The organism is Streptomyces albus subsp. albus (assembly GCF_000719865.1).
GTDB lineage: Bacteria > Actinomycetota > Actinomycetes > Streptomycetales > Streptomycetaceae > Streptomyces > Streptomyces albus_E.
The window spans coordinates 504,441-531,198 of record NZ_JOID01000001.1 but is presented as its reverse complement, the minus strand read 5'-3'; the positions used below and the strand labels follow the sequence as shown (position 1 = coordinate 531,198).

20 protein-coding genes and 1 rRNA gene are annotated in these 26,758 nt (G+C 74.9%); 17 read left to right on the top strand and 4 right to left on the bottom strand.

Annotated features, from left to right (window positions below):
* Window positions 1-214: 214 nt before the first annotated feature.
* A 5S ribosomal RNA gene (gene rrf / locus IF83_RS35705) occupies window positions 215-331 on the top strand.
* A gap of 817 nt (window positions 332-1,148) precedes the next feature.
* Complete coding sequence (locus IF83_RS0102330) at window positions 1,149-2,075, top strand: tetratricopeptide repeat protein (RefSeq protein WP_208605834.1); 927 nt, start codon at window positions 1,149-1,151, stop codon at window positions 2,073-2,075.
* A 213-nt stretch (window positions 2,076-2,288) separates the two neighbouring features.
* On the opposite strand, the gene IF83_RS0102325 is transcribed toward IF83_RS0102330, so the two are convergent.
* Window positions 2,289-3,686: a DUF1015 family protein gene (locus IF83_RS0102325; RefSeq protein WP_030542306.1), complete on the bottom strand. Its 1,398-nt coding sequence runs from the start codon at window positions 3,684-3,686 to the stop codon at window positions 2,289-2,291.
* 72 nt (window positions 3,687-3,758) lie between these two features.
* Between IF83_RS0102325 and IF83_RS0102320 the strand changes: the two genes are divergently transcribed.
* On the top strand, window positions 3,759-4,820 hold the full coding sequence (locus IF83_RS0102320) for an HAD-IIA family hydrolase (protein WP_030542305.1): 1,062 nt from the start codon (window positions 3,759-3,761) through the stop codon (window positions 4,818-4,820).
* Window positions 4,821-5,039: 219 nt separating this feature from the next.
* Here IF83_RS0102320 and IF83_RS0102315 read toward each other — a convergent pair whose 3' ends face one another.
* Window positions 5,040-5,390, bottom strand: coding sequence for a sterol-binding protein (locus tag IF83_RS0102315; RefSeq protein WP_030542304.1), 351 nt, complete (start codon window positions 5,388-5,390; stop codon window positions 5,040-5,042).
* Window positions 5,391-5,884: 494 nt separating this feature from the next.
* Here IF83_RS0102315 and IF83_RS0102310 point away from each other — a divergent pair, with 494 nt between their 5' ends.
* The 6 genes from IF83_RS0102310 (at window position 5,885) to IF83_RS0102285 (ending at window position 12,536) form a co-directional block, all read left to right on the top strand.
* A complete protein-coding gene (locus IF83_RS0102310) occupies window positions 5,885-6,184 on the top strand; it encodes a hypothetical protein (RefSeq protein ID WP_030542303.1) in 300 nt (99 codons plus the stop codon).
* 13 nt (window positions 6,185-6,197) lie between these two features.
* Entirely contained in the window at window positions 6,198-7,004 is an 807-nt protein-coding gene (locus IF83_RS0102305) for a TlyA family RNA methyltransferase (protein WP_030542302.1), read from the top strand.
* Window positions 7,001-7,903 (top strand): NAD kinase, encoded by a 903-nt coding sequence (locus tag IF83_RS0102300; protein WP_030542301.1) that lies wholly within the window; start codon window positions 7,001-7,003, stop codon window positions 7,901-7,903. The genes IF83_RS0102305 and IF83_RS0102300 overlap by 4 nt, the downstream gene beginning before the upstream one ends.
* 167 nt (window positions 7,904-8,070) lie before the next feature.
* A complete protein-coding gene (gene recN, locus IF83_RS0102295; RefSeq protein WP_030542300.1) occupies window positions 8,071-9,843 on the top strand; it encodes a DNA repair protein RecN in 1,773 nt (590 codons plus the stop codon).
* Window positions 9,844-9,949: 106 nt separating this feature from the next.
* The gene (locus IF83_RS0102290; RefSeq protein ID WP_244176757.1) at window positions 9,950-10,846 is read left to right on the top strand and encodes a hypothetical protein; all 897 of its coding nucleotides are present in this window, start codon (window positions 9,950-9,952) and stop codon (window positions 10,844-10,846) included.
* A gap of 472 nt (window positions 10,847-11,318) precedes the next feature.
* Window positions 11,319-12,536 carry a glycosyltransferase family 4 protein gene (locus IF83_RS0102285; RefSeq protein ID WP_051722354.1) on the top strand — a complete coding sequence of 406 codons (1,218 nt, stop codon included), beginning with the start codon at window positions 11,319-11,321 and terminating at the stop codon, window positions 12,534-12,536.
* Here the strand turns inward: IF83_RS0102285 and IF83_RS0102280 are convergent.
* Window positions 12,499-13,515, bottom strand: coding sequence for a LacI family DNA-binding transcriptional regulator (locus IF83_RS0102280; protein WP_030542297.1), 1,017 nt, complete (start codon window positions 13,513-13,515; stop codon window positions 12,499-12,501). The genes IF83_RS0102285 and IF83_RS0102280 overlap by 38 nt on opposite strands.
* Before the next feature lie 124 nt (window positions 13,516-13,639).
* On the opposite strand from IF83_RS0102280, the gene IF83_RS0102275 reads away from it, so the two are divergent.
* A complete protein-coding gene (locus tag IF83_RS0102275) occupies window positions 13,640-14,587 on the top strand; it encodes a glycoside hydrolase family 16 protein (RefSeq protein ID WP_030542296.1) in 948 nt (315 codons plus the stop codon).
* A 148-nt stretch (window positions 14,588-14,735) separates the two neighbouring features.
* Here IF83_RS0102275 and IF83_RS0102270 read toward each other — a convergent pair whose 3' ends face one another.
* Complete coding sequence (locus IF83_RS0102270; RefSeq protein WP_030542295.1) at window positions 14,736-16,544, bottom strand: glycoside hydrolase family 15 protein; 1,809 nt, start codon at window positions 16,542-16,544, stop codon at window positions 14,736-14,738.
* A gap of 387 nt (window positions 16,545-16,931) precedes the next feature.
* On the opposite strand from IF83_RS0102270, the gene IF83_RS0102265 reads away from it, so the two are divergent.
* The 7 genes from IF83_RS0102265 to IF83_RS35700 all read left to right on the top strand — a co-directional run bounded on the left by IF83_RS0102265 (window position 16,932) and on the right by IF83_RS35700 (window position 26,742).
* A complete protein-coding gene (locus IF83_RS0102265) occupies window positions 16,932-18,581 on the top strand; it encodes a CTP synthase (protein ID WP_037678322.1) in 1,650 nt (549 codons plus the stop codon).
* An 84-nt stretch (window positions 18,582-18,665) separates the two neighbouring features.
* Window positions 18,666-19,298, top strand: coding sequence for an NUDIX domain-containing protein (locus IF83_RS0102260; RefSeq protein ID WP_030542293.1), 633 nt, complete (start codon window positions 18,666-18,668; stop codon window positions 19,296-19,298).
* Between the two features lie 409 nt (window positions 19,299-19,707).
* The gene (locus IF83_RS0102255; RefSeq protein ID WP_244176756.1) at window positions 19,708-21,774 is read left to right on the top strand and encodes a tetratricopeptide repeat protein; all 2,067 of its coding nucleotides are present in this window, start codon (window positions 19,708-19,710) and stop codon (window positions 21,772-21,774) included.
* 163 nt (window positions 21,775-21,937) lie between these two features.
* Window positions 21,938-23,053, top strand: a complete 1,116-nt coding sequence (ald, locus tag IF83_RS0102250; RefSeq protein WP_030542291.1) for an alanine dehydrogenase — start codon at window positions 21,938-21,940, stop codon at window positions 23,051-23,053.
* A gap of 501 nt (window positions 23,054-23,554) precedes the next feature.
* A complete protein-coding gene (locus IF83_RS0102245) occupies window positions 23,555-24,571 on the top strand; it encodes a ParA family protein (protein WP_030542290.1) in 1,017 nt (338 codons plus the stop codon).
* The gene (locus IF83_RS0102240) at window positions 24,568-25,155 is read left to right on the top strand and encodes a hypothetical protein (RefSeq protein WP_030542289.1); all 588 of its coding nucleotides are present in this window, start codon (window positions 24,568-24,570) and stop codon (window positions 25,153-25,155) included. The genes IF83_RS0102245 and IF83_RS0102240 overlap by 4 nt, the downstream gene beginning before the upstream one ends.
* Window positions 25,156-25,767: 612 nt before the next feature.
* On the top strand, window positions 25,768-26,742 hold the full coding sequence (locus IF83_RS35700) for a segregation/condensation protein A (RefSeq protein ID WP_051722378.1): 975 nt from the start codon (window positions 25,768-25,770) through the stop codon (window positions 26,740-26,742).
* Window positions 26,743-26,758 lie beyond the last annotated feature (16 nt).

The window sequence follows — 26,758 nt, the reverse complement described above, 5'->3', positions numbered from 1 at the left end:
ACTGGGTTGATAGGCCAGATATGGAAGCACCGTGAGGTGTGGAGTTGACTGGTACTAATAGGCCGAGGGCTTGTCCTCAGGTGCTCGCGTCCACTGTGTGGTTCCCGGATAACGAACAGTTGTCCCGGTTGAACCAAGCTTGACTCAATTGAAGAGTGTGCTTGTTCGCTTGGAACTTGTCGTGATCCCGTTTTGCGGGGTTATCCGATAGAGTTTCGGTGGTTATAGCGTGAGGGAAACGCCCGGTTACATTCCGAACCCGGAAGCTAAGCCTTTCAGCGCCGATGGTACTGCAGGGGGGACCCTGTGGGGCGCGTGAGACGGGACGAGCGCGGCTTCTCCGGCCGGGGTGAGCAGAGCCGGCGGGATGAGCGTCCGCGTGGGCCGCGGCGTGAGGACGACCGCGGTGGGTTCCGTCGCGATGAGCGGCCCGCTTTCCGCCGGGATGACGAGCGGGGCGGGTTCCGGGGACGCGACGACCGGCCCGGCGCGCGGCGGGATGAGCGTGAGCAGCCGCGCGGCCCGCGCCGGGATGACGAGCGTGGCGGTTTCCGGGGTCGTGATGACCGGGATCGGCGGGATGAGCGGATGACGAGCGGGGCGGGTTCCGGGGACGCGACGACCGGCCCGGCGCGCGGCGGGACGAGCGTGAGCAGCCGCGCGGCCCGCGCCGGGACGACGAGCGTGGCGGTTTCCGGGGTCGGGACGATCGGGACCGGCGTGGTGAGCGTCCGGCCGGCCCGCGCCGGGATGACGAGCGTGGCGGTTTCCGGGGTCGGGATGACCGGGATCGGCGGGATGAGCGTCCGCGTGGGCCGCGGCGTGAGGACGACCGTGGTGGGTTCCGTCGCGATGAGCGGCCCGCTTTCCGCCGGGATGACGAGCGGGGCGGGTTCCGGGGACGCGACGACCGGCCCGGCGCGCGGCGGGACGGGGACCGGGGCGGTCGCTCGTACGGGGGCGGTGCGCGGGATGAGCGGGGGCGTGGTGGCTACGGCCGGCGCGACGATCGCGGTGGGCCGGGGCGGCGCGACGGCCGGCCCGGCGGCGGCCGCTTCGGTGACCGTGAGCGGGGCGACCGGGAGCGTGAGCCGATCAAGCGGCTGCCGATTCCCGAGGACGTCACCGGTGACGAGATCGACAAGGACGTGCGGCAGGACCTGATGAGCCTGCCGAAGACCCTGGCCGTCGACGTCGCCCGGAACCTCGTCATGGTCGCCAAGCTGCTGGACGAGGAGCCCGAGCAGGCCTACGAGTACTCCAGGATCGCGCTGCGGCTCGCGTCCAGGGTCGCCTCCGTCCGGGAAGCCGCCGGCTTCGCCGCGTACGGGGTCGGCAAGTACGCCGAGGCATTGGCGGAGTTCCGGGCCGCGCGCCGGATGACCGGATCCGCCGAACTGTGGCCGGTGATGGCCGACTGCGAGCGCGGTATGGGGCGTCCCGAGCGGGCGCTGGCCATGGCCGGTGAGCCGGAGGTGCAGAGGCTGGACAAGGCCGGACAGGTGGAGATGCGCTTGGTGGCCGCGGGCGCTCGGCGTGACATGGGCCAGCCGGACGCGGCCGTGGTGACTCTGCAGAGCCCGGAGCTGGCGTCGCACTCCGTGCAGCCGTGGACGGCGCGTCTGCGGTACGCCTACGCCGACGCCCTGCTGGCCATCGGCCGGGAGACCGAGGCGCGCGAGTGGTTCGCCCGTGCGCTCGAGGCCGACCAGGGCGGTACGACGGACGCCTCCGACCGGCTCGCGGAGCTGGACGGGGTGGAGTTCGTGGACGCCTTCGACCCCGATGCGGAGCAGGCGGACGAGGTCGAGCCGGCGGGCGGGGCCGAGCCGGAGACGGTGGCCGAGGTGCCCGTATCCGGCACGGAGAGCGCCGCGTCGGGCGCGGATGCGGGCCGTGACGGCGAGAGCGGGGCCGAGTCGGAGGTCGTGCCCGGGGACCGTGGCGGGGAGCCGCAGGGCACTCGCGGTGACGTCGGCGATGTCCAGGCAGGCCAGGAGGTCCGGGGAGACCAGGAGGCGCCGGAGGCCGCCGAGAGCCGGGGGCCGGCGCGGGACGGCGAGCGCGAGGACTGATTCCGGCTCTGCCGGGAGGCCGTGTGAGGGGGGCGGAACTCAATGGGTTCCGTCCCCCGTTCGCGTTCCGGGACGGAGTGGGGGCGGCGCGGAAAGCGGTGCCGGAGGTGGGACGGCCAGGCCGGACGCCGGTGACGCGCGGACGGTACGAGTGGATGCCGTGCCCGGTCACTGCCTGTGCCCGGGCACAGGCAGTGGGGGACCGAGGGCGGGTCAGTCCGTGGTGAGGCTGCGGAGTACGAGGCCGGTGGCGGGCTTGGGGCCGAAGGACGTCGACTTGCGGGGCATCATCACACCCTGCTGCGCCAGTTGCCGGACGGTCTCCTCGCGGACCGGCCGCATGAGGACGGCGGTGCCGCCGTGGCGTTCCACCTGCTCCACGGCCGCCGCGGCGTCGTGGATGTAGCGGATGTGCTCCGGGTCGTCGGGGACTCCCCAGATCCGTTCGAGCAGCACCGAGTGCAGCACCGTCGCGTCCAGGGTCCGCCAGGCGCGGGGGCGGCCGCCGGGGACCGCGCGCGCGAGCAGAGCGGGATCCGGTTGGTCGACGAGGTGGAAGCTTCCGTCGTCACCGGCGAGCAGGAAGGCGTTGTCGGCGGAGCCGGCGGCCATGGTCGCGGTCGCGGCGGTGGCGATGGCGGGAACCGCGGTTCCGGGGCCCGGGTCTTCGCGGTTCGCGGGGTCCGCCGGGTCGCTCAGCGCCTTCAGGGCGCGCGGGAGCGGCCCGTCCACCCGGCGTACGCGGAACGAGCCGCGGAGCGCCTCCAGCGCCTCGGGAAGGCGCAGACGCGGCAGCAGCCGGTGGATGGCGCGGACCCGCAGGGGGTGGCGGGCGGTGTCGACGAGCAGCACCAGACCGGAGTCCCAGGGCCCGGGGGAGGGCCGCTGCTCCGCGCGCAGCCGCAGATAGGTCGCCCAGCGGTGGTGGCCGTCGGCGATGAGGGCCTGACGGCGGCTGAGGTCGGCGTCGACCTCGGCCAGTTCGGCCGGGTCGGTGACCGCCCACAGACGATGGCGCAGGCCGTCCTCCGTGGTGGTGGTGAGCAGCGGGGCGCGGCGCACGGCGCGCTCGATGACGGCCGTGGCGCCGTGCGGCCCGCGGGCGTCGCGGGCAGCACGGTTGTCGTCTTCGTCGCTGCGGTAGGTGAGCAGGAGCGGTTCGAGGTTGGCGGCCGTCGCCCGCATGAGGGCGGCACGTTCGGCGACGACGTCCGGCATGACGTCCTCGTGCGGCAGGACGACGCGGTCCTCGGGCGGGGAGAGGCGCAGGGCGCCGATCAGGCCGCGCTGCAGCAGGCCCTCGCCGTACTGCTCGTAGACGTAGAGCGCCGGTTCCGGGTCGGCTCTGAGGACGCCCTCGGCGCGCCAGCGGCGCAGGGTCTCCCCGGCCCGCCGGTGGCAGACGTCGGGGCTGCCGCCGTGCGGGAGGATGAGGCGGACGATGTTGTACGGGTCGGCCGTCTCCAGATGGTGCAGTCCGTCGGGCCGGACGACCACGTCGTACGGCGGTGAGGTCACGGCGGCCAGACTGCCGACCCGCTCCGGTGCGTAGCGCAGACCACGGAACGGCGACAGCCGCAGACCATCGCGGGTGAGACCGGTTCTGCTCATTGGTGCATGTTATGCGCCGGTGGACCATGCGGGATGATCGGGGGACAAGTACCGAGCGAGGGGCGGGAGTCCATGGGAGAGCAGGGCCGGACCGGGATCCGTACCCGCACCGACGGGAGGGAGCGGCCGCTGTGCGCGGAGTACGACACGGCGCTGCTCGACCTGGACGGGGTGGTGTACGCCGGCGGTGAGGCGATCGCGCATGCCGTGGAGGCGCTGGAGACGGCGCGGGAGCGCGGGATGCGCCTGGCGTACGTCACCAACAACGCCTCGCGGACGCCGCAGGAGGTCGCCGCTCTGCTGACCCGGCTCGGAGTGCCCGCCGAGGCCGCCGAAGTGATCACCTCGGCGCAGGCGGTGGCCCGGCTGATCTCCGAGCAGGTGCCCGCCGGCTCCCGGGTGCTGGCCGTCGGCGGTGAGGGCCTGCGGGTGGCGCTGCGCGAACGGGGCCTGGAGCCGGTGGCGTCGGCGGAGGACGACCCGGCGGCGGTCGTCCAGGGCTACGACCCGAAGCTGGACTGGGAACGGCTGGCGGAGGCGGCGTACGCGGTGGGCCGCGGGGTGCCCTGGTTCGCGTCCAATACCGATCTGACGATCCCCACCGGGCGGGGGCGGGCGCCCGGTAACGGGGCGCTGGTGGAGGTGGTGCGGATCGCCGCGGGCGGCCGGCCGCAGGTCGCCGGGAAGCCGCTGCCGCCGATGCACCGGGAGACGATCCTGCGGACCGGGGCCCGCAAGCCGCTGGTCGTCGGCGACCGCCTGGACACCGACATCGAGGGCGCGCACGCGGGCGGGGTCGACTCGCTGCTCGTGCTCACCGGGGTGACCGACGCCGGGCATCTGCTGGTCGCGCCCCCGCACCACCGGCCGACCTATGTCGCGGCCGATCTGCGCGGGCTGCTGACCGGTCACCCGGAGACCGGGGCCGCCGTGGGCGACGGGGACGGCCCGGAGGGCCACCGGTGCGGCGGCTGGACGGCCCGGGTGGCCGGCGGTGAGCTGCTGCTGGAGGGCGGCGGCGATCCGCTGGACGGGCTGCGGGCCGGCTGCGCCGCGGCGTGGACGGCGGCCGGCGAGGGCGCGGGCGAAGGGCTGGAGACGGCGAAGGCGCTGGCACGGCTGGGCCTCGGCTGAGCCGCGCGGAGCGGTGCCGGGCCGGGGGCGGGCACGCGCCGGGGCTCCCTCGCCCGCCGCCGGCCTCCCCCGCCGTCTCCCGCCGTCGGCCGTGACGGGTGACGGCCGTGGTGGTGCGCGTGGAACGGGGACTCGGTGCGGAGCCGCCCGCGATGCGAGGCCAGGGGTCGACACCGGGGGACGGAACGATTTCCGGCGAGTTCTGACCGGGTGCGGCGTCTACAGCAGGGAGCGGAGGCGTAGGAGGTCGCGGAAGCCCGCCTCCAGGCGGACGCGGCCGCTGCCCCAGGCCTTCGCGAAGTGCAGTTCGCCGTCGACCATCGCGATCAGATCGTCCGAGGTCATCGAGAGCCGGATCTGGGCGCGTTCCGCGGGCGGGCCGGGGGCCGCGGTCACGTCCTCGATGCGGCTGTCGGCGAGCCGTCCGGTGAAGGTGGTGTCGAGATCGGTGATGTGGCAGCTCAGGGAGCGGTTCATGGCGGCGGCGCCGCGGACGTCGTCGCCCGCCCCGGCGAGATTCTCCGACAGCCGCTCCAGTGCGCGGCGGCATTCCTCGATGGTCCTGGTCATCCCGGCCGACGTTACCCCAGACCGGTACGCGCGGAGGACGGCCCGGTCCGGGTAGCGTCGGGGGCATGAACGGCATGAACGAGCCGATGCCCGGCGGCGGCCGGCCGGGGCCCGCCGCGCTCACCGCCGCGTCCTCCGACGCGCAGGACGGGCCGGCGGACACCTCCGGCCGGCCGGGCGCGCCGGGGGGATCAGCGGCGCGACCGGCGGAGGAGCCCGGTGCGAGCGGTCCGGTCCCGGGGACGCGCGGACCCGCCGGCTGGGCAGCGCACGCCGCGGAACGCGACAGGCACCCGGCGCCCCTGCCACCCGGTGCCGCTCCCGGCGGCGGGGAGCGCGGTCCGGAGACGGGCACCTCCGGAGCGGAGGGGACCGCTGCCGCCGGAGCCCGATCCGGTGCCGGTCCCGCCGGGGGCGGGACCGGGCCGGTGACCGGCCCTGCCGTCGAGGAGGGGAACGCCGCCGGGGCGGGAGCCGCCGCCGGGGAAGGACCCGTGGCGGAGGGGGAGGGTGCCGCCGGAGCGGAGGGCGGCGATCCCGACGCGCCCGCCGGTCCCGCGCCCCTCGGCGTCCCGCGGACGCCCACGGGGAGCGCCGGGGTCGATGCCGCGCTCGACCGGCTGGCCGATGTGGACCACCTCCCCGGTGACGGGCACATCGCCGTGTACGAGGATGTGCACCGGGCCCTGCGCGACACCCTGACCGAGCTCGACCAGCGCCCCGGGCCGCCGGGCCCGTCCGCCCCGCGCACCGCCCCGTCCGCCCCGTCCGCCCCGTACGACACCAGGAGCTGAACCACCCGTGGCAGTGTCACGACGCCGACTCGACGCGGAGCTGGTGCGCCGCAAACTGGCCCGCTCGCGCGAACACGCGGGCCAGTTGATCGCCGCGGGCCGGGTCACGGTCGGGGGCAGCGTCGCCGGCAAGCCCGCCACGCAGGTGGAGACCAGCGCGGCGGTGGTGGTGGTCCCCGACGACAGCGACCCCGACTACGTCTCCCGCGGCGGCCACAAACTGGCCGGGGCCCTGGCGGCCTTCACCCCCCTCGGGCTGGAGGTGAAGGGCCGCCGCGCGCTCGACGCGGGCGCGTCGACCGGCGGTTTCACCGATGTGCTGCTCCGCGCGGGCGCGGCGCACGTCGTCGCCGTGGACGTCGGCTACGGCCAGCTCGCCTGGTCGCTGCGCAGCGATGAACGCGTCACCGTCCAGGACCGTACGAACGTCCGTGACCTGGAACTCGACCTCATCGGCGGGCAGCCGGCCGGCATCGTCACCGGCGATCTGTCCTTCATCCCCCTGGGCCTCGTCCTCCCCGCCCTGGTGCGCTGCGCCGCGCCGGACGCGGATTACGTGCTCATGGTGAAACCGCAGTTCGAGGTGGGCCGGGAGCGGCTGGGCAGCGGAGGCGTCGTGCGGAGCCCGGAGCTGCGGGCCGAGGCGGTGCGCAAGGTCGCCGGACAGGCGGGGGAACTCGGTCTCGGCGTGCTGGGCGTCACCGCGAGCCCGCTGCCCGGACCGTCCGGAAACGTCGAGTATTTCCTCTGGCTGCGAGCCGGGGCACCGGCATTCGACCCCGCAGCAGTGGACCGAGCAGTGGCGGAGGGGCCGCGGTGACGACGACAACAGCACGGACGGTATTCCTGCTCGCGCACACCGGCCGGCAGGCCGCCGTGCGCAGTGCCGAACTGGTGGTGCAGGGGCTGCTGCGGAGCGGGATAGGAGTCCGGGTCCTGGCGGAGGAGGCCGCGGAGCTCACGCTGCCGCCCGTCGTCGAACTCGTGGACGCCGAGGGGGACGTGCTCGACGGCTGCGAGCTGCTCATGGTCCTCGGCGGGGACGGCACGCTGCTGCGCGGCGCCGAGTTCGCCCGGGCCTCCGGGGTGCCCATGCTCGGCGTCAACCTCGGCCGGGTCGGCTTCCTCGCCGAGGCGGAGCGCGACGACCTCGACAAGGTCGTGGACCGCGTCGTCACGCGCGACTACGAGGTCGAGGAGCGGATGACCCTCGACGTGGTCGTCCGGAACAACGGGCAGATCGCGCACCACGACTGGGCGCTCAACGAGGCCTCCGTGGAGAAGGCCGCCCGGGAGCGGATGCTGGAGGTCGTCACGGAGATCGACGGCCGCCCCGTCTCCCGCTTCGGCGGCGACGGGGTGGTGTGCGCGACGCCCACCGGCTCGACGGCGTACGCCTTCTCGGCCGGCGGCCCGGTCGTCTGGCCGGGCGTGGAGGCGCTGCTGATGGTGCCGATCAGCGCGCACGCGCTGTTCGCCAAACCGCTGGTGACCACGCCGGACGCGGTGCTGGCCGTCGAGGTGCAGCCGGAGACGCCGCACGGCGTGCTGTGGTGTGACGGACGGCGCACGGTCGAACTGCCCGCCGGCGCGCGCGTGGAGGTGCGGCGCGGAGCCGTGCCGGTGCGCCTGGCACGGCTGCACCACGCTTCGTTCACCGACCGGCTGGTGGCCAAGTTCGCGCTGCCGGTGGCCGGTTGGCGCGGGGCGCCGCACTGAGCGGGGCCGCCGCGGCGGTGCGGTGACGCACCGTCCCGGTATCCGGCGGGGAGATCAACCGGAACGGCCCGGAACCACTCCGTCGAAGGGTCTCCCGGCCCGCCGCGGGGGAGGTACGTCGCGCCGCGCCCCCCGTACCTCGTAAGGTCGTGTCCGTGCTGGAGGAAATGCGGATACGGTCACTCGGAGTCATCGACGACGCCGTCGTGGAGCTGTCACCCGGCTTCACGGCGGTCACCGGCGAGACGGGCGCCGGCAAGACCATGGTCGTCACCAGCCTGGGTCTGCTGCTCGGCGGACGGGCCGACGCGGGCCTGGTGCGGATCGGGTCGAAGGCGGCGGTCGTCGAGGGGCGGATCGTGCTGCCCCCGGACACCCCGGCCGCGGCGCGGGCCGAGGAGGCGGGCGCCGAACTCGACGACGGCGCGCTGCTCATCAGCCGCACCCTCTCCGCCGAGGGGCGCTCGCGGGCCCATCTCGGCGGTCGGTCGGTGCCCGTGGGGCTGCTCGGCGAGCTGGCCTCGGACCTGGTCGCGGTGCACGGCCAGACCGACCAGCAGGGGCTGCTGCGGCCCGCCCGGCAGCGGCAGGCGCTGGACCGCTACGCGGGTTACGCCGTCGCGGGGCCGCTCGGCGAGTACACGGTCGCGTACCAGCGGCTGCGGACCGTCGCGGCGGAGCTGGAGGAGCTGACCACCCGCGCCCGGGAGCGGGCCGCCGAGGCCGACCGGCTCCGCTTCGGCCTGGAGGAGATCGCCGCCGCCGAGCCGCGGTCCGGCGAGGACGCCGAACTGGCCGCCGAGGCCGAGCGGCTGGGCCACGCCGAGGCCCTCGCCACCGCCGCGACCGCCGCGCACGGCGCGCTGGCCGGCAACCCGGAGGACCTGGAGGCGGTCGACGCCGGAGCCCTGGTGGCCGGCGCGCACCGCGCCCTGGAGGCCGTGCGGTCGCACGACCCGGCGCTGGCCGCGCTCGCCGACCGGATCGGCGAGATCGGCATCCTGCTGTCGGACGTCGCCGGGGAGCTCGCCGGATACGCCGGGGACCTCGACGCCGACCCGCGGCGGCTCGCCGCGGTGGAGGAGCGCCGGTCCGTCCTCACCCACCTCGTCCGCAAGTACTGGACGGAGGACGGCGACCCGGCCGGGCCGGGCGGCGGGGACATCGCGGGCGTCCTCGCCTGGGCGGAGCGGAGCGCGGCCCGGCTCGCCGAACTGGAGGGCGACGACGACCGGATCGGCGAACTGGCCGCGGAACGCGACGAACTGCGCGCCCGGCTCTCCGAGCTGGCGCAGACCCTCACGGACGCGCGCACCGAGGCTGCCGAGCGCCTCGCCGGCGCGGTCACGGAGGAGCTCGCCGAACTCGCCATGCCGCACGCCCGGGTGAGCATCGACATCCGGCAGACGGACGACCCGGACGGCATCGAGGTGGACGGCCGCACCGTCGCCTTCGGCCCGTCCGGAGCCGACGAGGTGGAGCTGCTGCTCGCCCCGCACCCGGGGGCCCCGGCGCGGCCCATCGCCAAGGGCGCCTCGGGCGGTGAGCTGTCCCGGGTGATGCTCGCCGTCGAGGTCGTCTTCGCCGGCGCCTCACCGGTGCCCACCTATCTCTTCGACGAGGTGGACGCGGGCGTCGGCGGCAAGGCCGCGGTGGAGGTGGGCCGGAGGCTGGCGCGGCTGGCGCGGTCGGCGCAGGTCGTGGTCGTCACCCACCTGCCGCAGGTCGCCGCCTTCGCCGACCGGCATCTGGTGGTGGAGAAGACCCACGACGGGTCGGTGACCCGCAGCGGTGTGCAGGCCATGGAGGGCGAGGACCGCGTCCGGGAGCTCTCCCGGATGCTCGCCGGCCAGGAGGACTCCGAACTGGCCCGCGCGCACGCCGAGGAGCTGCTCGCGGCGGCCCGCGCGGCGGCCGGGGCGCCGGGGGAGCCCGGCTGAGTCTTCCCGCCCGGGGCCGGGAGCGGGGCCGCTCGCCGGTCCCGGCCACCCGGGCCGTCCGGGACGCGTAGGGTGTCGGGCGGTTCAGCGGTGAGGGGAGCGGACGATGATGGTGCCGGACGGCGCGGAACGCGGGCGCACACAGGTGCTGTTCGCCGCGGCGGGGGCGGCCCGGGCCGTCTTCGCCGGGATACGCCGCAGGCCGCCGGGCGGCGCGGCGCTGTGGGAGCGGCGCAACCACGCCGGGCGGCCCGTCGATCTGTACGCCGGGCCGGCGGTGGCGCTGGGCACCGCGCTCGCGGTCGCGACCGTACCCGGCCTCCCGGCCCGGGTGCGCGGCGCCGCCGCGCTGGCGGTCCTCGCGGCGGGGGCCTGCGGCGCGTACGACGACCTGGCGGGCCGGAACGACGCGCGGCGCGGGATCCGCGCCCATCTGACCGCGCTGCGGCACGGGGAGATCACCACCGGCGGGGTCAAGCTGCTCGGCATCGGCGCGGCCGGACTGGCCGCGGGCGCGCTGCTGCGGCGACGCCCGGCGGACGTGCTGCCGGCGGCCCTCGTCATCGCCGGAGCCGCGCATCTCGTCAACCTGCTGGACGTACGGCCGGGACGGGCCGCCAAGGCCGTGCTCGCCACGGGCGCCCCGGCGCTGCTGCGCGGGGGAGCGGCGGGGCTGCTGTGCGCGGCGCCGATGGGAGCCGCGGCCGCCCTGCTCGCGGACGACCTCGGCGAGCGGACCATGCTGGGGGACTCCGGCGCGCACGCGCTCGGCGCGGGGCTCGGGCTGGCGGTCGCGGCCGGCAGCGACCGCGCGGGGCTGGTGCTGTCCGCGGCCGTGCTGATCGCGGCCGCGGTGGCCGGGGAGCGGATCGGCGACGGACCCGCCTGGCTCGACCGGCCCGTGCTGCGGGTCTGGGACGCGCTGGGCCGCCGGCCGGACCCGGTCTCGGTCTTCTCGCGCGGGGCGACGCCGGTCCGGGTCACGGGGAGCCGCAAAGGCTGAACGGGCGCTCGGGCGGCGGCAGTCGGGGCGGCTGCCGGTCGCCGGAGGGGGCCTGGCATCCTGGGGCGCGTCTTGCACCGGCCCGGTGGGTCCGGGTGCTTCCGGGCCGGTCCGGGTGCGGCGCAAGCTGTAGCGGGTCCGGCGGTGCGGGGCGGGCTGGGGACTCCGGCGGTCCGCCCGCCGCCGGAGAGGCGGCGACGGGCCGCCGCCCGTTCCACGGCCGCCGCGGCCCGCGGCCCCGGGCCACCCGACCGGATCGGACGGGACCGGATCACAGGGACGGGTGAGACGGAGCGGGACCGGATCGGTCCCCACTCGGTCCGACCCCACTCAACTCGGTCCGGTCCGGCCCGGCCCGAACGATCCGACCCGACGAACGACCCGGCCTGCACCGGCCCGAACGACGCGACCCGACCCGAACGACGCGACCCGACCCGACCCGACCCGGGACACCTCAGGAGTTCACCCCGAAGTGAGCAGCACACCCGTACCGCCGCGCCGGGAGCCGGGGCTGCACGCCGTCCACGTGCTCGGGAACGGCCGCTCCGGCGGCGGCGCGCAGGTGCGCGCACTGGCCGCCGGACTGGTGGCCCGGGGCGTGCGGGTCACCGTCTGCGCCCCCCGCTGCGCCGAGCGGACCCACGACTTCACCGGCTCCGGAGCGCACTACGCCGCCACCGCGCTCGGCGCGGACCCGGCCGCGGTTGCCGTGCTGCGCGCCGTGTGCGCCGGGGCGGACGTCGTCCACGCGCACGGGCTGCGCGCCGCGTTCCGGGTCTCCCTCGCACTCGGCCGCGGTTCCGCACCGCTGGTCGTCACCTGGCACCGCGGGGCGTACGCGGAAGGGGTGCGGGCGGGCCTCGTGCGGCTGATGGAGCGCCGCGCGGCCCGGGCGGCCGCGGTCGTGCTCGGCGCGAGCACCGAGATCGTCGACCGGGCCCGGCGACGCGGGGCGCGGGACGCCCGGCTGGTGTCCGTCACGCCGCCGCCACTGCCGCCCCCGCCCGGGGAGGGCCGCTCCAGTGGCTCCGGCGGCTCCGGCTCCAGCGGCGGCGGTGGCACGGCCCGCTCCGGGGCGCGCGACGCGCGCGCCGTCCGGCGGGCCGCTCTCGGAGCGCGGGGGCGGCCGCTGCTGCTCGCGGCCGGCCGCCTCGCCCCCGGTGCGGGGATGCGGCCGCTGCTGGACGCCGCCCGGGCGTGGAGCGTCCGGGGCCCGCGGCCGCTGCTGCTCGTCGCCGGGGACGGGCCCGCCCGGAGGGCGCTGCAGCGGCGGATCGACTTCGAGGACCTGCCGGTGCGGCTGCTCGGCCACCGGTCCGACATGGCGGAGCTGGTCGCCGCCGCCGACGTCCTGCTGCTGCCGGGCCGCCGGGAGGCACCGCTGCCGCTCGTCCGGGAGGCGCTGCGGGCGGGGGTGCCGCTGGTCGCGGCGGAGTCCGGCGCGGTGCGCGATCTCGCCGGTGACGCGGCGGAGTTCGTCCCGTACGGCGATCCCCGGGCCCTCGCGGAGGCCGTCGGCGGGCTGCTCGCTGACCCGGCACGGCGCGCGCGGCTGCGCGCGGCGGGGCGGGCATGTGCCGCGCGGTGGCCCACGGCGGAGGACACGGTGGCGCAGGTGCTGAGCGTGTACGACGAGCTCGCCGGCCGGCCGGTCAGGTCGAGGCGCGGACGATCAGCCGCGCCCGGGTGATCACCGGCGCCAGGTCCTCGCGCGGCCGGGCGACGCCGAGCCGGCGCAGCAGCAGGCCGGCCATCAGGCGCCCCATCTCCTCCACCTCCTGGCGGACCGTGGTGAGCGGCGGATCCGACCAGCTCGCGGCCTCCATGTCGTCGTACCCGACGACGGCGACGTCCTCCGGCACCCGCAGGCCGCGGGCGCGCAGGGCGCGCAGGGCGCCGGTGGCCATCAGATCGGAGGAGGCGAAGACGGCGTCCAGGCCGGGGCAGCGGTCCAGGAGTTCGAGCATGGCGCGCTCGCCGCCCTCGGCGGTGAAGTCCCCCCGGGCGACGTCTCCGGTGCCGCCGAGGGCGTCCCGGTAGCCTTCCAGGCGGTCGGCCGCCGAGGTCTGGTCGAGCGGGCCGGTGATGACGGCGATCCGTCTCCGGCCGCGGTCCCGCAGATGCCGGACGGCCTGCCGGGCGCCGTCGCGGTTGTCGGTGTCCACGTACAGCAGCCCGGGGTCGTCCTCCGCGCCCGGCCAGCCGGGGCGGCCGCCGAAGACCGCGGGCAGGCCCGAGGCGGCGGCCATCGCGGGCAGCGGATCGTCGCGGTGCAGGGAGAACATCAGGGTGCCGTCGACGTGGCCGCCGGCGAGGTAGCGGCCGATCCGGTCGTAGTCCTCCTGCCGTTCCACCAGCATCAGCACCAACTGAGTGTCGTGCGCGGCCAGTTCGCGGCTGATGCCGCGCAGCTGCTGGGCGAAGAAGGGATCGGCGAACACCCGCCGCTCCGGTTCGGCGACGATCACGGCGACCGCCCCGGTACGCCGGGTGACGAGCGAGCGCGCGGCGCTGTTCGGGATGTAACCGAGATCCGCGACCGCCCGCTCCACCCGGTCCCGTACGGCCGCGCGGACGCCGGTACTGCCGTTGACCACCCGCGAGACGGTGGCCCGGGACACTCCGGCGTGCGCGGCGACGGCCTCCAGTGTGGGACGGGTATCGGCCACCTTCAACTCCTCTTTTTCTCGCGGAGACTTGACGCTACCGCCTGAGATCGGCACTGTCTTCCGCATGGCTTGAGAGCGCTCTCAAAAAGCCCCTCGACCCCCACCATGCGAGGAGAGCGGACCCATGAGCAAGAAGATTACGCTGGCCGCGGCCGTGGCCGGACTCGTCGCGGGCGCCGCGATGATCCTGCCCACGGCCTGGGCCGGACCCCCGGCGGACGCACCCGCCGGCGACAACGGACCCCGCGCCGGCGCCCTCCAGGAGGTCTGGCGCGCGGACTTCGACGGACCGGCGGGCGCGCTCCCGCCGGACTCGGACTGGATCATCGACACCGGCACCTCCTACCCGGGCGGCCCGGCCAACTGGGGCACCGGAGAGACCCAGACGTACACCGACGATCCGGCCAATGTCAGCCAGGACGGCGAGGGCAATCTGCGGATCACCCCGCTCAAGGACGGCTCCGGGAAGTGGACCTCGGCCCGGATCGAGACCCGGCGGACCGACTTCGCGGCCCCCGAGGGCGGCACGATGCGCATCGAGGCGCGCATCCGGATGCCCGACATCACGGGTGAGGAGGCGCTCGGCTACTGGCCGGCCTTCTGGACCCTGGGCGCGGACTTCCGCGGCGACTACTGGAACTGGCCGGGCATCGGCGAGTTCGACATCATGGAGAACGTCAACGGCCGCAACACCGTGTGGGGCGTGCTCCACTGCGGCACGGCGCCCGGCGGCCCCTGCAACGAGTACGACGGCCGCGGCGGCTCCACCACCTGCCCCGGCGCCAGCTGCCAGTCCGGCTTCCACACCTTCGCCCTGGAGCTCGACCGGACCGGCTCCACCGAGCACTTGCGCTGGTACGTCGACGGGCAGCAGTACCACACGGTGAGCTCGGCGGACCTGGACGCCACCACGTGGGCCAATGCCACCCACCACGGCCACTTCGTGCTGCTCAACGTGGCCATGGGCGGCGCCTTCCCCGACGGCGTCGCGGGCCACGCCACCCCCACCGACGCCACCCGGCCCGGGGTGCCCATGGTCGTCGACTACGTCTCCGTCCAGCAGAGCGGGTGAGCGCCGCCGCCATCAGCGGCGGAGGGCTTCTCGGTACCCCGTGAGCGGCCGGTCCCCCCTCGTGTCAGGGAGGGGCGGGCGGGCCGGGAAGACCGCGGGCCCCGGCGGACAGTCGTCCGCCGGGGCCCGGTGGTGCGCGGGCGGGGGATCAGGCCCCGTACGCCCCGGAGGCCGTCAGCCGCAGCGCGGTGTCGATCAGCGGAACGTGGCTGAACGCCTGCGGGAAGTTGCCCACCTGGCGCTGGAGCCGCGGGTCCCACTCCTCCGCGAGCAGGCCGAGGTCGTTGCGGAGCCCCAGCAGCTTCTCGAACAGCTTGCGGGCCTCCTCGACCCGGCCGATCATCGCCAGATCGTCGGCCAGCCAGAACGAGCAGGCCAGGAACGCGCCCTCGTCGCCCTCCAGGCCGTCCACCCCCGCCTCCTCGCCCTCGGTCGGGTAGCGGAGCACGAAACCGTCCGAGGTCGACAGCTCCCGCTGGATCGCCTCGATGGTGCCTATGACCCGCTTGTCGTCCGGCGGCAGGAAGCCCATCTGCGGGATCAGCAGCAGCGAGGCGTCCAGCTCCCGCGAGCCGTAGGACTGGGTGAAGGTGTTCCGCTCCTTGTCGTAGCCCTTCTCGCAGACGGTGCGGTGGATCTCGTCGCGCAGATCGCGCCAGCGGTCCAGCGGGCCGTCCACGTCGCCCGACTCGATCAGCTTCACCGTGCGGTCGACGGCGACCCACGCCATCACCTTGGAGTGCACGAAGTGCCGGCGCGGACCGCGGACCTCCCAGATACCCTCGTCCGGCTCGTCCCAGTGATCCTCCAGATAGCTGATCAGCTTGATCTGGAGCAGGCTGGCGTAGTCGTTGCGGGCCAGGCCGGTCATATGGGCCAGGTGCAGGGCCTCGGTGACCTCGCCGTAGACGTCGAGCTGGAGCTGGCCCGCGGCGCCGTTGCCGACCCGCACCGGCTGGGAGTTCTCGTAGCCGGGCAGCCAGGTCAGCTCGGTCTCGCCCAGCTCGCGCTCGCCCGCGATGCCGTACATGATCTGCAGGTTCTCCGGGTCGCCGGCGACGGCGCGCAGCAGCCACTCCCGCCAGGCGCGGGCCTCCTCGCGGTAGCCGGTGCGCAGCAGCGAGGAGAGGGTGATCGCGGCGTCCCGCAGCCAGGTGAAGCGGTAGTCCCAGTTGCGGCTGCCGCCGACGTCCTCCGGGAGAGAGGTGGTGGGCGCGGCGACGATGCCGCCGGTCGGGCCGTACGTCAGCGCCTTGAGGGTGATCAGCGAGCGGACCACGGCGTCCCGGTACGGGCCGTGGTAGGTGCACTGGGCCACCCACTCGCGCCAGAAGTCCTCGGTCGCCTCCAGGGAGGTCTCGGGCTCCGGCAGCGGCGGGGGCTCCTTGTGTGAGGGTTGCCAGCTGATGGTGAACGCGATCCGCTCGCCCGGCGAGATGGTGAAGTCCGCGTAGGTGGTGAGGTCCTCGCCGTACGTCGGCACGGGCGAGTCCAGCCACACCGAGTCCGGGCCGGCGACCGCGACCGTGCGGTCGTCCACCTTGTGCACCCACGGCACGACCCAGCCGTAGGAGAACCGCATCCGCAGCGCGGACCGCATCCGCACCCGGCCGCTGACGCCCTCCACGATGCGGATCAGCTGCGGGGCGCCGTCACGCGGCGGCATGAAATCGATCACTCTCACCGTGCCGCGCGGAGTGTCCCACTCCGACTCCAGCACCAGCGAGTCGCCGCGGTAGCGCCGGCGGTCGGCCGCCGGGGGCTCGGCGTCCTGCGCGTGGGCCGGTCCCAGCCGCCAGAAGCCGTGTTCGTCCGTCCCGAGGAGACCGGCGAAGATGGCATGGGAGTCGAAGCGGGGGAGGCACAGCCAGTCTGCTGTCCCGTCCCGGCAGACGAGGGCGGCGGTCTGCATATCGCCGATGAGTGCGTAGTCCTCGATGCGCCCGGCCACGTGCATCTCCAGTCGAACGGCCTTTGGTGCCCCGGGGAAGGGGTCTTGCGGTCAAGGGAACATGTGACGAGCTCTCGTTCCGGTGACTGACGTGGGTGGTGCCATGCCGGCCGGCTCGCTGATGTGTCCGAGAAGGATACGACGCCGGTATGGGTTCCGGTGACGGTCCGGCGAAGGTGACTGAGCCGATCGGGTGGGCTACCGCGCGGAGTGGCCGAGGGGGCTTGCGCGGATGGCCGGAAGCGGCCGTCCGCGGTCGCTGATACCCTGGTGGCCCGTGGACCGGTGGGAAGCGTCCGATGAGACCGCACCCCGGAACCGCAGCGCCGGCACCCCGTCCGAAAGGGGCCGATCCGCACCTCACTTCGCGACCACGGGAGCCCCCTCTTGGCCATCGCCGCTAAGCCCACGACGACCAAGCACCTCTTCGTCACCGGGGGTGTCGCCTCCTCGCTCGGCAAGGGACTCACCGCCTCCAGTCTCGGCCGGCTGCTCAAGGCCCGCGGTCTGCGCGTGACCATGCAGAAGCTCGACCCGTACCTCAACGTCGACCCGGGCACGATGAACCCCTTCCAGCACGGCGAGGTGTTCGTCACCAACGACGGCGCCGAGACCGACCTGGACATCGGCCACTACGAGCGCTTCCTCGACGTCGACCTGGACGGCTCGGCCAACGTCACCACCGGCCAGATCTACTCCACCGTGATCGCCAAGGAGCGGCGCGGCGAGTACCTGGGCGACACCGTGCAGGTCATCCCGCACATCACCAACGAGATCAAGCACCGCGTCCGGCGGATGGCGACGGAGGACGTGGACGTCGTCATCACCGAGGTCGGCGGCACGGTCGGCGACATCGAGTCGCTGCCGTTCCTGGAGGCCGTCCGCCAGGTGCGGCACGAGGTCGGCCGGGACAACGTCTTCGTCGTCCACATCTCCCTGCTGCCGTACATCGGCCCGTCCGGCGAGCTGAAGACCAAGCCGACCCAGCACTCCGTCGCCGCGCTGCGCAACATCGGCATCCAGCCGGACGCCATCGTGCTCCGCGCCGACCGCGACGTCCCCGTCTCCATCAAGCGCAAGATCTCGCTGATGTGCGACGTCGACGAGGACGCCGTGGTGGCCTGCAAGGACGCCCCGTCGATCTACGACATCCCCAAGGTGCTGCACACCGAGGGCCTCGACGCCTACGTCGTCCGCAAGCTCGACCTGCCGTTCCGGGACGTGGACTGGACCGAGTGGGACGACCTCCTCGGCCGGGTCCACCAGCCGGCGCACGAGGTGACGGTCGCCCTCGTCGGCAAGTACATCGACCTGCCCGACGCCTACCTCTCCGTGACCGAGGCGCTGCGCGCGGGCGGCTTCGCCAACAACGCCCGGGTGAAGATCAAGTGGGTCGTCTCCGACGACTGCCGCACCCCGGCCGGCGCCAAGGAGCAGCTCGGCGACGTGGACGCGGTCTGCATCCCCGGCGGCTTCGGCGAGCGCGGCGTGGACGGCAAGGTCGGCGCCATCACCTACGCCCGCGAGCACAAGCTGCCGCTGCTCGGCCTCTGCCTGGGCCTGCAGTGCATCGTGATCGAGGCGGCCCGCAACCTCGCCGGCGTCCCGGACGCCAACTCCACCGAGTTCGACGCCGCCACCGCGCACCCCGTCATCTCCACCATGGAGGAGCAGCTCGCCATCGTGGAGGGCGCCGGCGACCTCGGCGGCACCATGCGGCTCGGGATGTACCCGGCCAAGCTCGCGGAGGGCTCCATCGTCCGCGAGACCTACGGCGACCAGCCCTACGTCGAGGAGCGCCACCGGCACCGGTACGAGGTGAACAACACCTACCGCGGCGAGCTGGAGAAGAAGGCCGGCCTGGTCTTCTCCGGCACCTCCCCGGACAACAAGCTGGTCGAGTTCGTCGAATACCCGCGCGAGGTCCACCCCTACCTGGTCGCCACCCAGGCGCACCCGGAGCTGCGCTCCCGGCCGACCCGCCCGCACCCGCTCTTCGCGGGGCTGGTCAAGGCCGTGCTCGACGGCCGCGCCGCCGTCTGACGACGGGCGATACGGTTGCCGGGGGGCCGGTGTTGACGGTCCGGCCCCCCGGCGACGGCACGACGGAAGGACGCGGAACAGCGCATGGGCACCCCCGAGATCCGGGACACCCCGGAGGAGTGGCGGGTCACCGCCACCGAGACCCCGTTCACCGGCAACAAGACCGGAGTCCGCACGGACGAGGTCGTCATGCCGGGCGGCAGCACCGCCCGCCGCGACTACCAGACGCACCCCGGCTCGGTGGCGGTCCTCGCCCTCGACGAGCAGGACCGGGTCCTGCTGCTGCGCCAGTACCGGCACCCGGTGCGGCAGAAGCTCTGGGAGATCCCGGCCGGTCTCCTCGACGTGCCCGGGGAGAACCCGCTGCACGCCGCCCAGCGGGAGCTGTACGAGGAAGCCCACGTCAAGGCGGAGGACTGGCGGGTCCTCACGGACGTCTACACCTCGCCCGGCGGCTGCGACGAGGCGGTGCGGATCTTCCTCGCCCGGGAGATCTCCGCGGTGGAGGGCGAACGCTTCGAAGTCTCCGAGGAGGAGGCCGACATGGAGCTGGCCCGGGTGCCGCTGGCGGACCTCGTCCGGGGGGTGCTGGCGGGGGAGCTGCACAACAACTGCCTGGTGGTCGGCGTGCTCGCGCTGACGGCGGCGCGGGCCTCCGGCGGCCCGGAGACGCTGCGTCCGGCCGAGGCCCCGTGGCCGGCCCGGCCGTTCTCCTGACCCCGCCCTCTCCCCGGACCGCCCTCTCCCCGGGCCTCCTTCTCCCCGGGCCCGGTTCCCCGGCCGCGGGGCCCCCGGCTGCCAGGGCCCTGCCGGTTCTTCCGGGGTCTCCCGCGCCCCGGGGCGGCCGCTCCCGGACGGCACGCCCGTCCCGTGGGGCCCTCCGCTCGTGACCGTCCGGGACCCCGGACCCCCGGAACCATCCGGGACTCCCTCCGGAACGGCCCGGAACGTGCCGGGACACGGACTGCCGGCGGCTCCCGGTCACGGACCTCGGGCGTCCGGTGGTCCCCTCCGCCGGGGCCCGTTCATCCGTTCCCCACCCAGTGACCCGGAGCGGCGGGACCACCGCCCGCGGTGAACTACCCTCGGTGTGCCCCTGGTGGAGCGGACGGACGGAGCGTGGCCGGTGACGGAGCAGGCGGTCGGCACCGACGGGCCGGCCGGGGTGGCGGCGGGCGGGATCATCGGACGCGACCGGGAGCTGAAGGCACTCCGCGCCGACATCGGCCGGACCGGCCTCGACACCCTCTCCGGCCGGAAGGCCGCCCGCAGCCGGGTCCTGCTCGTCGCGGGGCGCCCCGGGACCGGCCGGACGGCGCTGGCCGAGGAGCTGGCCCGCTCCGTGGCCGGCGACTACCCGGGCGGGCTGTACCGGGTCCGGCTGACGGAGCCGGACGGCCGCCCCGTCCCCCCGGAGGACGCGGCCCGCGATCTGCTCGGCGCGCTCGGCGGCTCCGCGCCCGCCGGAGCGGCCGAGGACGAGCTCACCGAGGCCGTGCGCGCCGCCCTCGCCGGCCGCCGCTGCCTGCTGCTGCTGGACGACGCGGCCGACCCCGGACAGGTGCACGAGCTGATCCCCGACACCCCGGGCTGCCTGGTGGTCGCCGTCTCCGAGGGACCGCTGACCGGCATTACCGACGTCCGGCCCTGCACCCTCGGCGGGCTCGGCACCACCGCGGCGGTCGCGCTGCTCGCCCGCCACGCGGGCCGCACCCGCGTCACCGTCGACCCCCAGGCCGCGCAGACGCTCGTCGAGGAGTGCGGCGGCCGCCCGGCGGCGCTGCTGCTCGCCGGGGGCTGGCTGGCGGGCCGTCCCACCGCCTCCGTCGCGGACGCCGTGCTGGGGATGCGCGGACTGCCCTCCGGCGCGGACCGCGCGGCGCGCTCGGACCCCGGCGCGGCCGCCCCCGTCTCCGGGGACGGCCCGCTGATACGGCCGGTGGCCCGCGCCTTCCGGCTCGCGTACGGCGGCCTGCCGCCGGCCGCCGCCGTGCTGATCCGGCTGCTGGCGCTGGCCCCCGCCGGATTCACCGACGCGCAGATCGCCTCCGCGCTGGCCGGCTGCCCGCTCTCCGTCGCCCGGGCGCTGCTGGCCGAGCTGGCGGCCCGGGGGATGCTCCGTCCCGTCGACGAGCCCCCCGGGCTCCCCGGCGGTCCTGCCTACCGCCTGCCGGGCTGCCTCTTTCCGCTGCTGGAGGCGGTGCTGCGGGAGCGGGAGAAGCCCGCCGCGATACGGACCGCGCGGGCCCGGATGCTGGAGCGTCTCGTGCGGCAGCTGCGGTCCTGCAGGGCCGAGGCCGAGTGCGACGAGGAGCCGGCCGCCCGTGCCTGGCTGGAGAAGCTGCCGCGGGAGCTGCGCTTCCCCTCCCGGGCGGCGGCGGGGGAGTGGCTGGACACCCGGCTGCCGGTGCTGCGGACCGCCGTGCGGCTCGCCGTCGAGGAGGGCGAGCCGGCGACGCAGGCGCGGCGGCTGCTGTCGGCCCTGGCCCGGGCGCTGCTCGCGCACCGCGGCGAGGAGGCGGCCGCCCCGGAGCTCTATCCGCTGCACCAGCTCGCCCTGGAGGCGGCCGAACGGCACGGGCTCCTCCCGGAACAGGCCGCCGCGCACGTCAACCTGGCGGACCTGGACGCCGCCGCCGGCCGGATCCGCGACGCCGTGGCCCGGTACCGCTCCGCTCTGGAGGCGGCGCGGGAGGCCGGGGACCGGGCGCTGACGGGCCGGGCCCTGGAGTCGCTCGGCGCCGCGTACGAGGAGCTGGAGGACTGGCAGCGCGCCGCCGACTGGTACGGCCGGGCGCTGACCTTGCGGCTCTCCCGCGGGGACCTGGCCGCGGAGACGCGGCTCTACGGGCGCCTGGGCACGGTGCACGGCCGCGCCGGTGACTGGGAGGAGTCGCTGCGCGACTGGCGCGCGGCGGCGGCGGGCTGCCGCAGGCTGCGGGACGACGCGGGGTACGCCCGCGCGCTGGGCGAGCTGGCCTGGACGCAGGAGCGGGCCGGTCGGCCCGAGGAGTCGCTGCGGACCGGGGCCGAGGCGCTGGCCGCGGCCCGCCGGGCCGGTGACCGGCGGCTGGCCGCGGGGATCCGGCTGCGGACCGCGGACACCCTGGACCGGCTCGGCGATCCGGTGGCCGCCGGGGTCCATCGGGCCGCCGCGCGGCGCCTGTTGAGCGAAACCCCGGAACTCGCCTAAGAAACATGTGGCGCATCCAAGAAAAAAATTTGGTTTGCAAGGCTGTACAGGAAAACCTCCTTCATTAGACTGGCTGCGCCGCGGAAAGAAGTGTGTGCATCCTGGATGTACCGGTATGTCCCGGCTTGCTGGAAGATCCCCTCATCCAAGGACTGTGGTTCCCGTGAAGGTCGGCATCCCCCGCGAGGTCAAGAACAACGAGTACCGGGTGGCGATAACCCCCGCCGGTGTGCACGAACTGGTGCGCGACGGGCACGAGGTCTTCGTCGAACGGGAGGCCGGCCGCGGCTCCTCCATCCCCGACGAGGAGTACACCGCCGCCGGTGCCACCGTCCTGGAGACCGCCGACGAGGTCTGGTCCGGTGCCGACCTGCTGCTCAAGGTGAAGGAGCCGGTCGCCGAGGAGTACCACCGGCTCCGCAAGGACCAGGTGCTCTTCACCTATCTGCACCTGGCCGCCTCCCGCGAGTGCACCGAGGCGCTGCTGGAGTCCGGCACCACCGCCATCGCCTACGAGACGGTGGAGACCGCCGACCGCCGGCTGCCGCTGCTCGCCCCGATGTCCGAGGTCGCCGGCCGCATCGCGCCCCAGGTGGGCGCCTACCATCTGATGCGCTCGGCCGGCGGCCGCGGGGTACTGCCCGGCGGGGTGCCGGGTGTGCCGGCGGGGCGGGCCGTGATCATCGGCGCCGGCGTCTCCGGCTGGAACGCCGCCCAGATCGCCATCGGTATGGGCTTCCACGTGACCCTGCTCGACAAGGACGTCAACAAGCTGCGCGAGGCGGACAAGGTCTTCGGCACCCGGGTGCAGACCGTCACCTCCAACGCCTTCGAGCTGGAGCGCGCCGTGCTCGCCGCCGACCTCGTGATCGGCGCCGTGCTCATCCCGGGCGCCAGGGCGCCCAAGCTGGTCACCAACGAGCTGGTCTCCCGGATGAAGCCGGGAAGTGTCCTTGTCGACATCGCCATCGACCAGGGCGGCTGCTTCGAGGACTCCCGGCCGACCACCCACGCCGAACCGGCCTTCACCGTCCACGACTCGGTCTTCTACTGCGTGGCCAACATGCCGGGCGCGGTGCCGAACACCTCCACGCACGCGCTGACCAACGTCACGCTGCCGTACATCACCGAACTCGCGGGCCGGGGCTGGCGGGAGGCGCTGCGCCGGGATCCCGCGCTGGCCAAGGGCCTCAACACCCATGAGGGACAGGTGACCTACGGGCCCGTGGCGGAGGCGCACGGCATGGCCGCGGCCGACGCCGGCGCCCTGCTCGGCTGACCGTCCCGCAACTCCCCGGAGCGCGGCCCCTCTACCCCATGACGGGGTGTCAACCACGTGATTTCGGCCGGACCTCGCAGGGTGAGGTCCGGCCGGACATGTGTCCGGCTTCTCCCACGACGGGGCCAACACGCCTCGAACATCACCGTTCGACCGGTTTCGTTCCTGCCGGAATGTGCCGTCCGGAGGCGTAAACGCCCTTGACAGCGGGCAGTTCCGCCTCCGACACAGGTCGCCGGGTGCGGCGGATTGTGTTGCTGTGAGGCGTCGACACGCCATAGAGTCGCCAACCGTCGGCATAGTGCCACGCTGACCTGTCGATAAAGTTTTCTGGTCACATCCAAGGAGGTAAGACGACTTGTGAATGAGTCGACATTTACTCCCGGAGGTGGCCGGCCGGATGCGGCTGCGCAGGGCCGGAGCCTCTCGGGGCTCGAATCTGCCGGATCCATAGCTGTCCACACCTTCGCAGCCCAGCAGAGCACGACAGCCCACATGAGCATGGACGGCCATCACGTGAACGACACGGCCGGCGGCCAGGGTGGCGGCGAGCCCGCCCGTTTCGCCGACTACGAGGACCTGCCCGAGGGGCACTTCTACGACCCGGACGCCGAGTACGAGCCCGATCCGGAGTACGCGGCCACGCTCGCCCCGGACGCGGCCCGCCAGCGCCGGGAGCGGGTCGGCCCCACCGGGCGCCCGCTGCCGTACTTCCCGATCCCGGGCCCGCTCACCGACCACGGCCCCGCCAAGGTCATCGCGATGTGCAACCAGAAGGGCGGGGTCGGCAAGACCACCTCGACCATCAACCTGGGCGCCGCGCTGGCCGAGTACGGACGCCGGGTGCTGCTGGTCGACTTCGACCCGCAGGGCGCGCTCTCCGTCGGTCTCGGCGTCAACCCGATGGAACTCGACCTCACCGTCTACAACCTGCTCATGGAGCGGGGCATGGCGGCGGACGAGGTGCTCCTCAAGACCGCGGTCCCCAACATGGACCTGCTGCCGAGCAACATCGACCTCTCGGCCGCCGAGGTTCAGCTGGTCAGCGAGGTGGCCCGGGAGTCCACGCTCCAGCGCGCCCTGAAGCCGCTGCTGGCCGACTACGACTACATCGTCATCGACTGCCAGCCGTCCCTCGGCCTGCTGACCGTCAACGCGCTCACCGCGGCGCACAAGGTGATCGTGCCGCTGGAGTGCGAGTTCTTCGCGCTGCGCGGAGTGGCCCTGCTCACCGAGACCATCGAGAAGGTCCAGGAACGGCTCAACCCCGACCTGGAGCTGGACGGCATCCTCGCCACCATGTACGACTCCCGGACCGTCCACAGCCGCGAGGTCCTCGCCCGCGTGGTCGAGGCCTTCGACGACCACGTCTACCACACGGTGATCGGCCGCACGGTCCGCTTCCCGGAGACCACGGTCGCCGGTGAGCCGATCACCACCTACGCCTCCAACTCCGTGGGCGCCGCCGCCTACCGTCAGCTCGCCAGGGAGGTGCTCGCCCGGTGCCACGCCGAGTGAGTCTTCCCGGCGCCGACGAACTGTTCCGCACCACCGGGGGGACCGCGCTCCAGGCGTCCTCACCGGCCTCCGCCCGTGAGCACACGGGCGGAGAGAGCACCGCGGAGGCACCGAGGGTCCCCGCCCCGGCGGCCTCCGGCGAGAGTGGCGAGGGCACGGCCGGTGGCGACACCGCCCGCGTCGAGGCCGCTCCCGAGCACGGCGGCCGGGGAGCCCCGGCGGCCCGCGCCGAGGCAACGGAGCGGTCCGCGCCGTCCGTTCCTCCCGTACGGCCCGCCGGCGGGCGGCAGCAGGAGACGGGGCCGGTGTCCCGTACCCCCGCCGCCGGAGGGGCGGCCCGCCGCCGCACCCGCGCGGCCGGCCGCCGGCCCAGCGGCCGGGAGCGCCACGACGAGAAGATCACGGTCTATGTCTCCGCCGAGGAGCTGATGGACCTCGAACACGCGCGTCTGGTGCTCCGCGGCGAGCACGGACTCGCCGTCGACCGGGGCCGGATCGTCCGGGAGGCCGTCGCGGTCGTCCTCGCCGACCTGGAGTCCCGGGGGGACGCGAGCATCCTCGTACGGCGCCTGCGCGGCAGCTGAGCGGTAACCTGCCCGTTCCACGGGCGGCAGACCGCCCGGCCCTCCGCACCATGGACCGTGATGCCGCCGACCGACGACCGAGACCAGCCGCCCCGCCGCCCGGGCCGCCGCCCGCTGGGCGCCGGTCCGGGCGCACGCCCGTCCGCCCGCCCGGCGCCCGGCCCGGACCCGGACGGGGCGCCGGCTCCCGGAACGGCCGACGCGCCCGCGTACGCGCCTCCGGCCGACGCGCCCCCGGACACCGCGCAGCAGCCCGGTGCCGCGCCGCCCCCGGCCGCCGGGGAAGCCGCGGCGTCAACGAGCGCGCCGACGGCGCCCGTTCCGGAGAGGGAGCGGGCCCGGCCGGTGCCCGGCGAGCGTGCCGGGCAGGACGACGGCGGAGCGGGCTCCGGACCGGTCCCCGCCGCGCCGGTGCCGGCGGACGGCGACGGCGGCCCGGCCGCCGGGAACGCCGCCGCGGATGTCCTCCGGCCCGCAGAGCCGGCCGGGCCCGCGGAGCCGGCCGGGCCCGCAGAGCCCGGCCGGCCCGGGACATCGGCCGGGCCGGCGAAGCCCGCAGGCGTTCCGCGGGACGCGGAGCCGGTCCGGCCCGGGGCACCGGCGGGTCCTGCGATGCCCGCGGGGGCCCCGCAGGCCGCGGAGGACGGCGGGGACGGCGGGGACGGCGGGGACGGCGGGGACGGCGGGGACGGTGAGGCGGGCGCCGCCGGTGCGGCCGGTGCGGCCGCCGGTGAAGGCCCCGAGGGGGACGGCCGGTTCACCGTGCGGCTGGCGAACTTCGAGGGCCCCTTCGACCTGCTGCTGCAACTGATCGCCAAGCACAAGCTGGATGTGACCGAGGTCGCGCTCTCCCGGGTCACCGACGAGTTCATGGTCCACATCCGGGCCATGGGCCCGGACTGGGACCTCGACCAGACCACCGAGTTCCTGGTCGTCGCCGCCACCCTCCTCGACCTCAAGGCCGCCCGGCTGCTCCCCGCCGCCGAGGTCGAGGACGAGGCCGACCTCGCGCTGCTGGAGGCCCGGGACCTGCTCTTCGCGCGGCTGCTGCAGTACCGCGCGTACAAGCGGATCGCGGACATCTTCGGCGACCGGCTGGTCACCGAGGCCCGCCGGCACCCCCGTACGGTGGGGTTGGAGCCGCACCACGCCGAGCTGCTGCCGGACGTCGTCATCAGCATCGGGGCGGAGGGTTTCGCCAGGCTCGCGGTCAAGGCCATGCAGCCCCGGGCGAAGCCGCAGGTGTACGTGGACCACATCCACGCCCCGCTGGTCAGCGTGCGCGAGCAGGCGGGGATCGTGATCGCCCGGCTGCGCGCCGCCGGCGCGGCGACGTTCCAGGAGCTGACCGAGGACACCGACGACACCCTCACCGTCGTCGCCCGCTTCCTCGCGCTGCTGGAGCTCTACCGGGAACGGGCGGTGGAGCTCGACCAGGAGGAGGCGCTCGGCTCCCTCCTGGTCCGCTGGACCGGCGCGCGGGACGGGGACGGCGGGCGGCCCCTCGTCACGGACGAGTTCGACCAGGAGCCGGGGACGCCGGCCGGTGAGAGGGCCGGCGCGGCCGGGCGGAAGGAGACGGTGTGAGCACGGTGCACGGGAC

Excerpts from the sequence above, each read along its gene's own strand:
- IF83_RS0102315 (WP_030542304.1), bottom strand. The coding sequence starts at position 5,390 with ATGACCAGGACCATCGAGGAATGCCGCCGCGCACTGGAGCGGCTGTCG.
- IF83_RS0102270 (WP_030542295.1), bottom strand. The coding sequence starts at position 16,544 with ATGCACGTGGCCGGGCGCATCGAGGACTACGCACTCATCGGCGATATG.
- IF83_RS0102320 (WP_030542305.1), top strand. The coding sequence starts at position 3,759 with ATGGGAGAGCAGGGCCGGACCGGGATCCGTACCCGCACCGACGGGAGG.
- IF83_RS35700 (WP_051722378.1), top strand. The coding sequence starts at position 25,768 with ATGCCCGCGGGGGCCCCGCAGGCCGCGGAGGACGGCGGGGACGGCGGG.
- IF83_RS0102275 (WP_030542296.1), top strand. The coding sequence starts at position 13,640 with ATGAGCAAGAAGATTACGCTGGCCGCGGCCGTGGCCGGACTCGTCGCG.
- recN (WP_030542300.1), top strand. The coding sequence starts at position 8,071 with ATGCGGATACGGTCACTCGGAGTCATCGACGACGCCGTCGTGGAGCTG.
- IF83_RS0102325 (WP_030542306.1), bottom strand. The coding sequence starts at position 3,686 with ATGAGCAGAACCGGTCTCACCCGCGATGGTCTGCGGCTGTCGCCGTTC.
- IF83_RS0102290 (WP_244176757.1), top strand. The coding sequence starts at position 9,950 with ATGATGGTGCCGGACGGCGCGGAACGCGGGCGCACACAGGTGCTGTTC.
- IF83_RS0102260 (WP_030542293.1), top strand. The coding sequence starts at position 18,666 with ATGGGCACCCCCGAGATCCGGGACACCCCGGAGGAGTGGCGGGTCACC.
- IF83_RS0102245 (WP_030542290.1), top strand. The coding sequence starts at position 23,555 with ATGGACGGCCATCACGTGAACGACACGGCCGGCGGCCAGGGTGGCGGC.